At 73.7% G+C, this 11,870-nt stretch carries 9 protein-coding genes; 3 read left to right on the forward strand and 6 right to left on the reverse strand.

The window, feature by feature from the left end; genetic code table 11:
- Positions 1-64 precede the first annotated feature (64 nt).
- From ACFZDL_RS15095 to ACFZDL_RS15105, 3 genes are all read right to left on the reverse strand, one after another.
- A complete protein-coding gene (locus ACFZDL_RS15095) occupies positions 65-2,557 on the reverse strand; it encodes an FtsX-like permease family protein (protein WP_353589714.1) in 2,493 nt (830 codons plus the stop codon).
- On the reverse strand, positions 2,554-3,525 hold the full coding sequence (locus ACFZDL_RS15100) for an ABC transporter ATP-binding protein (RefSeq protein ID WP_353589715.1): 972 nt from the start codon (positions 3,523-3,525) through the stop codon (positions 2,554-2,556). Before ACFZDL_RS15100 ends, ACFZDL_RS15095 begins: the two co-directional genes overlap by 4 nt.
- Positions 3,526-3,745: 220 nt before the next feature.
- Entirely contained in the window at positions 3,746-4,888 is a 1,143-nt protein-coding gene (locus tag ACFZDL_RS15105) for a PP2C family protein-serine/threonine phosphatase (protein ID WP_353589717.1), read from the reverse strand.
- Between the two features lie 128 nt (positions 4,889-5,016).
- On the opposite strand from ACFZDL_RS15105, the gene ACFZDL_RS15110 reads away from it, so the two are divergent.
- Positions 5,017-6,243, forward strand: a complete 1,227-nt coding sequence (locus ACFZDL_RS15110) for a GNAT family N-acetyltransferase (RefSeq protein ID WP_353589719.1) — start codon at positions 5,017-5,019, stop codon at positions 6,241-6,243.
- A gap of 26 nt (positions 6,244-6,269) precedes the next feature.
- Here ACFZDL_RS15110 and ACFZDL_RS15115 read toward each other — a convergent pair whose 3' ends face one another.
- Complete coding sequence (locus tag ACFZDL_RS15115; RefSeq protein WP_353589721.1) at positions 6,270-7,079, reverse strand: DNA-formamidopyrimidine glycosylase family protein; 810 nt, start codon at positions 7,077-7,079, stop codon at positions 6,270-6,272.
- 7 nt (positions 7,080-7,086) lie between these two features.
- Positions 7,087-7,575 carry a ribose-5-phosphate isomerase gene (locus ACFZDL_RS15120; RefSeq protein WP_353589723.1) on the reverse strand — a complete coding sequence of 163 codons (489 nt, stop codon included), beginning with the start codon at positions 7,573-7,575 and terminating at the stop codon, positions 7,087-7,089.
- 179 nt (positions 7,576-7,754) lie between these two features.
- On the opposite strand from ACFZDL_RS15120, the gene ACFZDL_RS15125 reads away from it, so the two are divergent.
- Positions 7,755-9,242, forward strand: coding sequence for an amino acid permease (locus ACFZDL_RS15125; RefSeq protein ID WP_353589725.1), 1,488 nt, complete (start codon positions 7,755-7,757; stop codon positions 9,240-9,242).
- Between the two features lie 118 nt (positions 9,243-9,360).
- Here ACFZDL_RS15125 and ACFZDL_RS15130 read toward each other — a convergent pair whose 3' ends face one another.
- The gene (locus ACFZDL_RS15130; RefSeq protein ID WP_353589726.1) at positions 9,361-9,990 is read right to left on the reverse strand and encodes a biotin transporter BioY; all 630 of its coding nucleotides are present in this window, start codon (positions 9,988-9,990) and stop codon (positions 9,361-9,363) included.
- 300 nt (positions 9,991-10,290) lie between these two features.
- On the opposite strand from ACFZDL_RS15130, the gene ACFZDL_RS15135 reads away from it, so the two are divergent.
- A complete protein-coding gene (locus ACFZDL_RS15135) occupies positions 10,291-11,712 on the forward strand; it encodes an amino acid permease (protein ID WP_353589728.1) in 1,422 nt (473 codons plus the stop codon).
- Positions 11,713-11,870: the final 158 nt, after the last annotated feature.

Raw genomic sequence — 11,870 nt, forward strand, 5'->3', positions numbered from 1 at the left:
CACGGCGAAGACCGCGCCGGTGCCGTGTACGACGGCCCCGGCGCGGTCTTCGCCGTCCCGGGCCTCAGCCGGACCGGCCGCGGCGGAGCACCGCGCGGGCCGGCAGCCCCGTCGCGAGCAGGCCGAGCGCCGCCGCGGCGCCCGCGAACCCCCCGTACGTCAGCGGTGGGAGGTACGGGTCCTCGCCGGTCAGCCCGCGCATCATCGGGACCAGCGTCGCCAGCGCGATCGCCGTGCCGAGCACGACCCCCGCGATCACCACCAGCAGCGCCTCCCAGCGCACCATCCCCAGCACCTGCCGCCGCGTCGACCCGATCAGCCGCAGCATGCCCAGCTCCCGTCGGCGGTCCAGGACGGTCATCACCAGCGTGTTGGCGGCGGCGACGGCCGCGAAGCCGCCGAGGACCGCGGCCATGACGGTGTTGGCCCAGACGTTGAGCTCGTTCTCCTCGTCCCGTGCCGCCGCGTAGCCGCCGGGCCCGGTGACCTCGCCGAGGGGGCGCAGCGCGGCCGCGACGGCCGCCCGGTCGGCACCCTTGCCGTCCCGTACCAGCACATGGCTGTCGAAGGCCGAGGTCACATGGGAGGCGAGCGCCGCGCGGTCCAGCGTGACCTGGGCGAGGCCCAGCCCCCGCCCGTACGTCGCGACGACCTTCGGCGCGACCGCCGTGCCGTCCGGCAGACGCAGCCGGAGCCGGTCGCCGACCTTCACATGCGCCGAGGACGCGAGGCCCGCGTCCACGGCCACCGTGCCGCGGCCCAGCGCGTCCAGGCTGCCCGTACGCACATCGAGGTCCTGGACCGCCGCCAGATCGCGGCCGGTCCCCGACACGCCCTGCGCCGACGCGCTCTCCAGCCACGCGCCGTCGCCCGAGCCCCTGGGCAGCAGCACGCCGGTGCGCAGCACCCCGACCGCCGAGGCCACCCCCCGCACCGAGCCGGCGCGGGCCGCGGCGTCGGCGGGCAGGCCGCCGGGCGCGGACAGGACGTGGTCGGCGACGATGCCCGCGCGCCGCTGCCCGGCCGTCGCATGGGCTTCGCTGGTGTGCATGAACACCAGCGTCGAGGCGAAGGCCATGGCGAGCACGAGCGGGGTGATCGCCGAGGCCAGGCGGCGGGCGCCCGCCCGGGCGTTGGCCGCGGCCAGGGTGGCCGGGGCCCGGCCCGCCCGCAGCGGCAGGCCGACCAGCCAGGCGCAGCCGCGGGCGACGTACGGGCCGAGCAGCCCGACGGCCAGCATGAACAGCATCACCACGCCCAGCGCGGCGTTGGCCGCGTCGTCCCCCGACGCCGCGGCCGCCACGCCCGTCAGCACACCGCCGCCGGCCAGGGCCGCGACGCCCAGCAGCGTGCGGACCACCCCCGGGCGGAACGGCTCGGCGGCCGCCTCCCCGAGCGCCTGGCCCGGCTTGATCCGCGCCGGCCTGCGGGCGGCCGCCAGGCCCGCGAGCAGCGCGGCGACCAGCCCCGCGCCGACGGCGCTGACCAGCGGTATCCAGGAGACCGCGAGCTCCACCCCGGCCGGAATCGCGCCCCGGTCCCGGAGCTGACCGAACCACCAGCGCGCGAGCGCGACACCGGGCAGCGTGCCGAGCGCGCCGGCGAGCGGGGCGACCAGCAGCGCCTCCGTGGCGATGGACCGGCGGATCTGGCGCGGGGTGGCGCCGACCGCACGCAGCAGTGCGATCTCGCGGCCGCGCTGGCCGACGGAGAGCGCGACGGTACCGGCGGTGGTGAAGATCGCGACCAGGGTGGCGATCCCGCCGAACGAGCCGCCGATCCCCTCCAGCATTTCCCTGGCCCCGGCGAGACCGGGCTCCCGGGCGACGCCGCGCCCCTCGCCGGTGTGCACCCGGGCGGCGGGCACCGCCTTGAGGGCGCGTTCGAGGCTTGTGGCCAGGGCGCCGGGGGTGGTGCCGGGTTCGGGGCGGAGGAGAACGGCGTCGACGGTGGCGGGGTGGCCGGACAGGGCCCGCGCCTGTGGGTCGGTGAACCAGACGGTGGGCCCGGGCCCCTGGGCCGCACCCGTACGGGTGATGCCGGAGACACGGAAGCGGTGGCTCCCGTCGGCCGCGGTCAGGGTGACGCTGCCGCCCACGCCGGTGTGGGCCGCGCGGGCGGTGGCCGGGTCCAGGACGACCTCGCCCCGGCGCGGCGCCGCGCCGGAGCCGAGCGCGACCCCGGTGAAGGGGGCCGAGCCCCAGCCGTGGGCGGTCCAGGTGGCGTCGCCGCCCCGGACCGGGAAGGTCCAGTCGGGCGCGGCGGCCGCGGCGCCCGGGGTGCGGGCGGCCGTGGCGACGAGCGAGGCGTCCAGCCGGACGCGGTCGGGCGCGGGTTCCGACTCCTCCCGGTTCCCCACGCGCTGCTCGGCGGCGATCACGACCGGGGCGCTGGCGTAGCGCCCGGGCGGCACCGTGGCCCGCAGCCCGGACTCCAGGAGGATCCCGCAGGCCGACACGATCGCGGAGGCCAGCACCAGGGCGATGAACGTGCCCACGAAGGCGGCGGGCTTGAAGCGGACGGCGGCGCGGGCCAGCCCGTTGCTCAGCGGCCTCATCGGGCTGTCTCCCCGGGCGAGGGCGCCGCGGCGGGCGCGGCGGCCGGTATGCCCGGCGTACGGGTCGGCACGCTCGGCATACGGGCCGGTGTGCCCGGCGTGCCCGCCGTACGGATCGGCGTCCCCGGCGCGCCGGCGGCCGTGCGGGCTGTCGTACGGGCGGTGAGCCGGGCCATCCGGGCGGCGATCTCCTGGGCGGGGGCGCGCGTCATGCTGTCGGCGATCGAGCCGTCGGCGAGGAAGAGCACGCGGTCGGCGTAGCTCGCGGCCACGGGGTCGTGCGTGACCATGACGACGGTCGCGCCGAGCACGTCCACGGCCTGCCGCAGCAGTCCGAGCACCTCGGCGGCGGTACCGGTGTCGAGGGCGCCGGTCGGCTCGTCGGCGAAGACGACGTCGGGGCTGGTGACGAGCGCGCGGGCGATGGCCACCCGCTGCTGCTGCCCGCCGGAGAGCCGGCCCGGGCGGCGCCCGGCGTGCTCGTGCAGCCCCACCTGGGCGAGCACGGCCCGGGCCCGGGCCCGGTCGGGGCGCCGGCCCGCGAGCCGCATCGGCAGCACCACGTTCTGCTCGACGGTGAGCGAGGGGAGGAGGTTGAAGGACTGGAAGACGAAGCCGAGGCGGGTGCGGCGCAGCGCGGTGAGCTTGTTCTCGCTCATGCCGGTGATCTCCGTACCGCCGAGCCGGACCGAGCCCTCGGTCGGCCGGTCGAGGCCGGCGGCGCACTGCAGGAACGTGGACTTGCCGGAGCCCGAGGGGCCCATCACGGCCGTGAAGCTCCCCCGGGGAAGGGTGAGGTCGATGCCGCGCAGGGCGTGCACGGCGCGCGAGCCGCGCCCGTACTGGCGCCGCACACCCCGCAGTTCGACGGCGGCGCCCGCATCGCCGCCCACCGCCTCCCGCCATTCCGCCCGGTGCTCCTCCCGGCGCTCGTCGCGCCGTGCGTCGCGCCGCTTCCGCAGCCGCATGGTCTCCGCCCTTCCGAGGTCGTGGTCGATGCCTCGAACGTACGGATCACCGGGGTTCCGCAGCCATGACGGCTGCCGCCGTTTCCGGGGTGGGGCTATCCCCCGCCCCGCGGCTGCCGGGCCGGCCGGGGAGGGGCCCGTCGCGGCCCTGTGACGGCCCTGAGAGCCCCCGCCAGGGGCCGAGGGCACCCGGGGGCCGGGCGGGGGAGGAAGCGCCGCGCTACTGGCGGCAGATCAGCAGCAGCGCCCGGTCGTCGTTGACGTCCTTGGCGACCGTCTCGATCAGGTGCCACGCCGCGCCGTGGAAGTTGGACGCCACATAGCGGTCAGCCTCGCCGGTCAGGCGGTCGATGCCTTCGCTGATGTCGCGGTCGGCGGTTTCGACGAGGCCGTCGGTGAAGAGCATCAGGACGTCGCCGGGGCGCAGCGTGCCCTTCGTGGGGTCGAACTGGGCGCCGTCGTAGACGCCGAGCAGGGGGCCGTCGGCGGTCTTCTCCTCCCATTTGCCGGTGCCCGCGCTCAGCTGCAGCGCGGGCAGATGTCCGGCCGAAAAGAGCTCGAAATCGCCGCTGTCGAGGTCGAGTACGAGGTGGATGGAGGTCGCGAAGCCCTCGTCCCAGTCCTGGCGCAGCAGATAGCCGTTGGCGGCCGGGAGGAAGCCGTGGGGCGGCAGGGAGCCGAGGAGGCCGCCGAAGGCGCCGGACAGCAGGAGGGCGCGGGAGGCCGCGTCCATGCCCTTGCCGGAGACGTCGGTGAGGACGACTTCGAGGGTGCGGCCGCCGTTCGTACGGGCCGCGACGACGAAGTCGCCGGAGAAGGACTGCCCGCCGGCCGGGCGCAGCGCCATCTCGCGGTGCCAGCCGCCGGGCAGACCCGGCAGCTTGCTCTGTACGCGGATGCGTTCGCGCAGGTCGAAGAGCATGGTGCCGCCGCGCCGCCAGGGCACCCCGACACGGCTGCGGAACTGGGCGATGAGCAGGCCGAAGAAGCCGACGGCGGCGACGACCAGGATGGTGCCGGGGGTGACCCGGGCGGAGGTGTCCTGCTCGGTGTAGGGGCCGAGGATGGCGGACTCGACGATGAGGGCGGTGGCCGCCGCCCCGTAGAGCGCGAGGAGGCTGGCCGGGCGCAGCACCAGGCCGCCCGCGACGATCGGCAGCACCAGGGCGGCGGGGGCGCACCAGTCGGGCTGGGCGATGGTGCCGAAGGCGATGGCCGGGACGGAGAGCATCAGCATGGTGAGGGCGAGCCGGTCCGAGCCGCCCCCGCGGAAGTAGTCGACTCCGGCTTTGCGCACGCCAGTGCGAGCCCGGTGCAGCGCTTTGCGCAGCCGGGCCGTTGGAGTGTCTACGCCGCCAGTCATTGCATCGGGACCCTACCCACCCGTTCGGACGCGCGTCGATTCGTGGCGCGTCGAACCACCCACCGGAGTGGGCAATCGTAAGCGAAATTCGTTCGCCTGTGCCGGAATCCGCTGCTAGGGATGGGAATATGACGATGGAGCTGCGTGTGCTCGACCCGTCCCACTGGGACGCGTGGTACGAGACGTTGATGCTCGCCTTCGGCGAGGCCCAGGCGCCGGAGGAGCGCGCGCTGGACCGAGACTTGACCGAATGTGAGCGGTCGATCGGGGCGTGGGACGGCGAGGAGATCGTCGGGACGGCGGGGCTGTTCAGCTTCGGGCTGTCGGTGCCGGGCGGCGCCGTGGTGCCTGCGGCCGGGGTCACGATGGTCGGCGTGCAGCCGACGCACCGCAGGCGCGGGGTGCTGCGCGCCATGATGCGCCGCCTGCTGGACGATGTGCGCGCCGCGGGCGAGCCGCTTGCGGTGCTGACCGCGTCGGAGCCGCAGATCTACGGCCGGTTCGGCTTCGGCGCGGCCACCCGGGCCGCCCTCGCCGAGATCGACACCGCACGGGTGCGGCTGACCGTCCCGGAGGGGGCCGGCGCGGTGACTCTGCGCGCCGTGGCGCCCGAGGCCGCGCTGGGGGCGTGCGAGGAGGTCTACGCCCGGCGGGTGACCGCCCGGCCGGGCATGCTGGAGCGGCGCCCGGGCTGGGAGCGCAAGCCGCTGCTCGCCCCGCCGAGCGAGCGCGGGATCGCCTCGCCGCTGCGGTGCGTACTGGCAGAGCGGGACGGCGAGGTCACCGGTTACGTGCGCTTCACGGTCAACCCGGAATGGGATCTGGCCGGGCCGAAGGGGATAGTGATCGTGCGCGATCTGGAGGCCCTGGACCCGGCGTCCTACGGCGCACTGTGGCGTTTTCTCTTCGATATCGACCTGACCTGCAAGATTCGCATCGGTCGCCGACCGGTCGACGACCCCTGGCAGCACATGGTCTCCGATATCCGGCGGTGCCAGATCCTGCTGCGCGACGAGCTGTATGTGCGCCCGGTCGACGTCGGCGCGGCGCTGGAGGCGCGGACGTACGCCCTGCCGGTGGACGTGGTCCTGGAGGTCACCGACCCCTTCTGCCCGTGGAACGAGGGGCGCTGGCGGCTGACCGGGGACGCCAAGGGCGCGAGCTGCGAGCGGACGTCCGACGGGCCCGGGCTGCGGCTGGGCGCAGAGGAGTTGGGCGCGGCGTATCTCGGCGGGATCTCGCTGTCCGCGCTGGCGGGCGCCGGGCGCGTCCAGGAACTGCGCCAGGGCGCGCTGGCCGAGGCGTCGGCCGCCTTCGGCAGCGATGTCGCGCCCTGGCTCCCCCACACCTTCTGACCGCGCCCGGCCGGGGCCCGCGGGGCCTAACGGCGCTGGCAGTTCGGGCACCAGAACAGATTGCGGTTGGCGAGGTCCGCGGTGCGCACCTCGCCGCCGCAGATGTGGCAGGGCCGCCCGTCCCGGCGGTAGACGTAGACCTCGCCGCCGTGGTCGTCGACGCGCGGCGGGCGGCCCATCGCCTCGGGGGTGTGCTCGGGGCGGACCGTGTCGATCCGGTTGTTCCGCACGCCCTCGCGCATCAGCGCCACCAGGTCCGCCCAGATCGCGTCCCACTCGGCGCGGCTCAGGTCGCGGCCGGCGCGGTAGGGGTCGATGCCGTGCCGGAAGAGGACTTCGGCGCGGTAGACGTTGCCGACCCCCGCGACGACCTTCTGGTCGAGCAGCAGCGCGGCCACGCTGGTGCGGCTGCGGGCCACCCGGGCCCAGGCGCGGTCCCCGTCGTCCGCGGGGCGCAGCGGATCGGGGCCGAGCCGGTCGTGCACCGCACGCTTCTCGTCGTCGGTGATCAGCGCGCAGGCGGTCGGGCCCCGCAGGTCCGCGTACGCCTCCTCGGTGGCCAGCCGCAGCCGTACGGTGTCGGTGGGCGGCGGGGCGGGGGCCGGGCCGAGGCCGACCTTGCCGAACAGGCCGAGGTGGACATGGACCCAGCCGGTCGCCGGGAAGCCGAGGAACAGGTGTTTGCCGTGGGCCTCGGCCAGCTCCAGCACCTGCCCGTCGATCAGCGCCGCGCCGTCGGCGAACTTGCCCTGCGGGCTGCTGGCGCGTACGGGCCGGCCGCCGAACAGCTCACTGTGGTCGGCGGCCAGCCGGTGGATGGTGTGCCCTTCGGGCATCAGGCCATCAGCCCTGCTGCGGGTGGTGGGCGGGGACGGGCGGCAGCTCGCCGGTGGTCTCGTAGGCCGAGAGCATCTCGATGCGCCGGGTGTGACGCTCCTCACCCGAGTACGGGGTGTTCAGGAAGATCTCGACGAACTTGGTCGCCTCGTCCTGCGTGTGCATCCGGGCGCCGACGCTGATCACATTGGCGTTGTTGTGCTCACGGCCGAGCGCGGCGGTCTGCTCGCTCCAGGCCAGCGCGGCGCGCACGCCCTTGACCTTGTTGGCGGCGATCTGCTCGCCGTTCCCGGAGCCGCCGATCACGATGCCGAGGCTGTCGGCGTCCGCCGCGGTCCGCTCGGCCGCCCGCAGACAGAACGGCGGGTAGTCGTCCTGTGCGTCGTAGATGTGGGGCCCGCAGTCCACGGGCTCGTGGCCGGCCGCCCGGAGCCAGTCAACTAGGTGGTTCTTGAGTTCAAAACCGGCATGGTCGGAGCCGAGGTACACGCGCATGCCCCGAGTGTGACACGGCCGTGTCGGCGCCACCGCCCGGGGTACGAGTTGCGCGAGCCCTCAGTAACACCAAGGAAACCCATAGAAACTACAGGTAACGATCCGGAATCAAAGGTTCAGTTGATCGAGCCCCTGGGTTTCACTTGCGACGCTCGTCACTCAAGAGCAAAGGATCGAGCATGAGCGCACAACCCGCGACCAATGCGGCCGAGGCGACGGCCGGGTCGTCCTCCGGCCCAGACGCCCCGAACGACGGCCTCAAGGCCGGCCTCAAGAACCGTCATCTGTCGATGATCGCGATCGGCGGAGTGATCGGCGCCGGGCTGTTCGTCGGATCCGGCGCCGGGATCGCCAAGGCCGGGCCCGGCATCCTCATCTCCTATGCGCTGGTCGGTCTCATGGTCGTCCTGGTGATGCGGATGCTCGGCGAGATGGCCGCGGCCAATCCGACCTCGGGCTCCTTCTCCGCCTACGCCGACCGGGCGCTCGGCCGCTGGGCCGGGTTCTCCATCGGCTGGCTCTACTGGTTCTTCTGGGTCGTGGTGCTGGCGGTCGAGGCGACCGCGGGCGCCGAGATCCTCGAGGGCTGGATGCCGGACGTGCCGCAGTGGGGCTGGGCGCTGATCGTGATGGTGGTGCTGACCGCGGCCAACCTGGCGTCGGTCTCCTCCTACGGCGAGTTCGAGTTCTGGTTCGCCGGGATCAAGGTCGTCGCGATCGCCGCGTTCATCGTGGTCGGCGGGCTGGCCGTCTTCGGGCTGCTGCCCGGCTCGGACAACGAGGGGGCGGGCCTCGCGCACCTCACCGACCACGGCGGGTTCCTGCCGCACGGCCCGGGCGCGATCCTCACCGGTGTGCTGCTGGTCGTCTTCTCCTTCATGGGCAGCGAGATCGTCACCCTCGCCGCCGGTGAGTCCGCCGACCCGCGGCGGGCGGTGACCAAGGCGACCAACAGCGTGATCTGGCGTGTCGCGGTGTTCTACCTGGGCTCGATCTTCGTCGTGGTGACCCTGCTGCCCTGGGACAACCCGGGGATCGCGGACAAGTCGAAGGGCAGCTACGTCGCGGCGCTCGACTCGATCGGCATCCCGCACGCGGGCCAGGTCATGAACGTGATCGTGCTGACCGCCGTGCTGTCCTGCCTGAACTCCGGCCTCTACACCGCCTCCCGGATGGCCTTCTCGCTGGGGCAGCGCGGGGACGCGCCGGCCGCCTTCGCGAAGACCACCTCGCGCGGGGTGCCGCAGGCCGCGATCCTCGGGTCGGTCGTCTTCGGCTTCCTCGCGGTCTGGTTCAACTACCAGTGGCCGGACACGGTCTTCCAGTTCCTGCTGAACTCCTCGGGCGCGGTCGCGCTGTTCGTCTGGCTGGTGATCTGCTTCACCCAGCTGAGGATGCGCGGGATCATCATGCGCGAGTCCCCGGACAAGCTGGTCGTCCGGATGTGGCTGTTCCCGTATCTGACCTGGGCGACGATCGCGATGATCTCGTTCGTGCTGGTCTACATGCTCACCGACAAGGACGGGCGCGAGCAGGTGCTGCTCTCCACGGCGGTGGCCGTGGTGGTCGTGGCCTTGGCGCTGATCCGCGACCGGCTCCCCGGGGCCCGGGGCGCCGCCGCCGCGCAGAGCGGCGGCAGCGCGTCCAAGGAATCGGCGCTCCCCTAGGGTCGACTCTCCCCAGCATGACTCAGGCGCCGGACGAGCCCTCGGCTCGTCCGGCGCCTGAGTGCGTACATCCGGCGCCTGAGTGCGTACAGGGGAGCGGGGCGCGCCCCACGCACCCTCAGCCGCGGCGGCCGAGCAGCTTCCAGGCGGTGGGCAGCGCGCCCATGGCCAGCGCGGCCTTCAGCGCGTCGCCGATCAGGAAGGGCGTCAGGCCCGCGGCGACCGCCTGGCCGAGGGAGATGTCCGCGGCCAGCGCGAGGTAGGGGACGCCCACGGCGTAGATGATCGCGGAGCCGGCCACCATGGTGCCCGCCGTGCGCAGCACCCCGCGGTCCCCGCCGCGCCGCGCCAGCGCGCCCACCGCGGCCGAGGCGAGCAGCATGCCCAGCACATAGCCGAAGGACGGCATCGCGGCGCCCGAGTGGCCCTCGGCGAACCACGGCAGACCCGCCATGCCCAGGAGGGTGTACAGCGCGAGGGACAGGAAGCCGCGCCGGGCGCCGAGCGAGGTGCCGACCAGCAGCGCGGCGAAGGTCTGGCCGGTCACCGGGACCGGGGAGCCGGGGACGGGCACGGAGATCTGCGCGGCGATGCCGGTGAGCGCGGCGCCTCCGACGACCAGCGCGGCGTCCCGGGTCAGGACCCGCCGGGCGGACGGGGCGGCGGCCAGCCCGGCCCGGCGGGCCGGGAAGATCACGTCCGCAAGGACCGTACCCGGGCGGACGGTGGCGGCAGAAGCGGTGCTCATCGGCGGTTCTCCGAGGTGAGAGGCGGTGTGGAACACGGTGACGGTACCCGGGGGCCGGTGCGCGGACACGGTCGGCGGGCGACAAAGCCGCACCGGCCCGCTTGGAGACTTCCGGCAGCCGCCTGCTGGGCGATGGGGCGGGTACGCAGCGTCACGCGGGGGTCCGATATTCAGACATCCTGAGTCCGAATGTTGTCCTGAGCGGACGCGCCCCTCACACTGAGGGCGTTTTGCCCCCCGCACCACCTCATGGCACCTCCTTGTACCCGCACCACCTCATGTAACGGACACCACAGACACATGAAACGGACACCCGCGTCCTCCGCGCAGGCGCACGACGCCGAGGCGGCCGGCACCGGCCGGGCCGGCGGCGCGCCGCTGTCCCACGGCCTCAAGCAGCGCCACCTGTCGATGATCGCCCTCGGGGGCGTGATCGGCGCGGGCCTGTTCGTCAGCTCCGGCACCGGCATCGCGGCCGCCGGGCCGTCGATCGTGGTCGCGTACGCGCTGTCCGGCCTGCTCGTGATGCTCGTGATGCGCATGCTCGGCGAGATGTCGGCGGCCAACCCGGCCTCCGGCTCCTTCTCCGTGCACGCCGAGCGGGCGATCGGGCCGTGGGCGGGGTTCACCGTGGGGTGGACGTTCTGGGTGCTGCTGTGCGTGGGCATCGCGGCCGAGGCGATCGGCGCGGCGGGGATCATGGTGAAGTGGTTCCCCGGCACCGAGTCCTGGATGTGGGTCGCCCTGTTCATGGTGATCTTCTGCGGGACGAACCTCGCGGCCGTCGGCAACTTCGGCGAGTTCGAGTTCTGGTTCGCCGCGCTGAAGATCACCGCGATCTCGCTCTTCCTGGTCCTGGGCGTACTGGCCATCCTCGGGGTGCTCCCGGGCACCGACGCCCCGGGCGCCGCCAACCTCACCGGCACCCATGGTTTCCTGCCCAACGGCCTCGACGGCCTCGTCCTGGGCCTGCCGGCCACCGTGTTCGCCTACGGCGGTCTTGAGACGGTCACCATCGCGGCGGCGGAGTCCGAGCACCCGGTCCAGGGGGTCGCGAGCGCGGTGCGCACCGCGATGTGGCGCATCGCGGTGTTCTATGTGGGCTCGATGCTGGTCGCCGTCACCCTGATCCCGTGGAACGACCCGTCGGTCGTCACCGACGGCCCGTACGTGGCCGTGCTCGAGCACCTCGGCATCCCGGCGGCCGGCCAGCTGATGAATGTCATCGTGCTGGTGGCCCTGCTCTCGGCGATGAACGCCAACATCTACGGCGCCTCCCGCATGGCGTACTCGCTCGCCTCGCGCGGCGAGGGGCCGTCCGTCCTCGGCGAGGTCAGTGGCGGGGTGCCCCGGGTGACCGTGGTCGCCTCCTCCACCTTCGGCTTCTTCGCGGTGCTGCTGAGCTACTGGTGGCCGGACACCATCTTCAAGTGGCTGCTCAACATGGTCGGCGCGGCCGTGCTGATCGTGTGGGGCTTCATCGCGGTCTCGCAGCTGAGGATGCGCAGGCGGCTGGAGCGCGAGACACCCGACAAGCTCGTGGTGAAGATGTGGCTGTTCCCGTATCTGACGTGGGCGGCGCTGGCCGGGACGGTCGCCGTGCTGGCGCTGATGACCCGCCAGGCCGACACCCGCACCCAGCTGTACTTCTCGGTCGGGCTCGCGGCGGCGCTCGCGGCGGTCGGATACGTACGGCAGCGGCTGGCGGCGGCGCGGAGCTGACCGGCCCGTACTGGCCGGCCCCGGCCCCGAAGGCCCCGGCCCGAAGGCCCCCGCGCGACCGTGCCGCTTGGGTTCAAGGGGTCGTCGCAACACCACTTGGTTTCAGGTGGTGAGTAGATCACGTAGACGCTCGGCTGGGGTATCCCAGCCGAGCGTCT

Origin of the sequence: Streptomyces sp. NPDC007917 (assembly GCF_042959105.1) — a bacterium.
Classification (GTDB): domain Bacteria; phylum Actinomycetota; class Actinomycetes; order Streptomycetales; family Streptomycetaceae; genus Streptomyces.

Coding starts and splice junctions, on each gene's coding strand:
- ACFZDL_RS15095 (WP_353589714.1), bottom strand. CDS start 2,557: ATGAGGCCGCTGAGCAACGGGCTGGCCCGCGCCGCCGTCCGCTTCAAG.
- ACFZDL_RS15100 (WP_353589715.1), bottom strand. CDS start 3,525: ATGCGGCTGCGGAAGCGGCGCGACGCACGGCGCGACGAGCGCCGGGAG.
- ACFZDL_RS15105 (WP_353589717.1), bottom strand. CDS start 4,888: ATGACTGGCGGCGTAGACACTCCAACGGCCCGGCTGCGCAAAGCGCTG.
- ACFZDL_RS15110 (WP_353589719.1), top strand. CDS start 5,017: ATGACGATGGAGCTGCGTGTGCTCGACCCGTCCCACTGGGACGCGTGG.
- ACFZDL_RS15115 (WP_353589721.1), bottom strand. CDS start 7,079: ATGCCCGAAGGGCACACCATCCACCGGCTGGCCGCCGACCACAGTGAG.
- ACFZDL_RS15120 (WP_353589723.1), bottom strand. CDS start 7,575: ATGCGCGTGTACCTCGGCTCCGACCATGCCGGTTTTGAACTCAAGAAC.
- ACFZDL_RS15125 (WP_353589725.1), top strand. CDS start 7,755: ATGAGCGCACAACCCGCGACCAATGCGGCCGAGGCGACGGCCGGGTCG.
- ACFZDL_RS15130 (WP_353589726.1), bottom strand. CDS start 9,990: ATGAGCACCGCTTCTGCCGCCACCGTCCGCCCGGGTACGGTCCTTGCG.
- ACFZDL_RS15135 (WP_353589728.1), top strand. CDS start 10,291: ATGAAACGGACACCCGCGTCCTCCGCGCAGGCGCACGACGCCGAGGCG.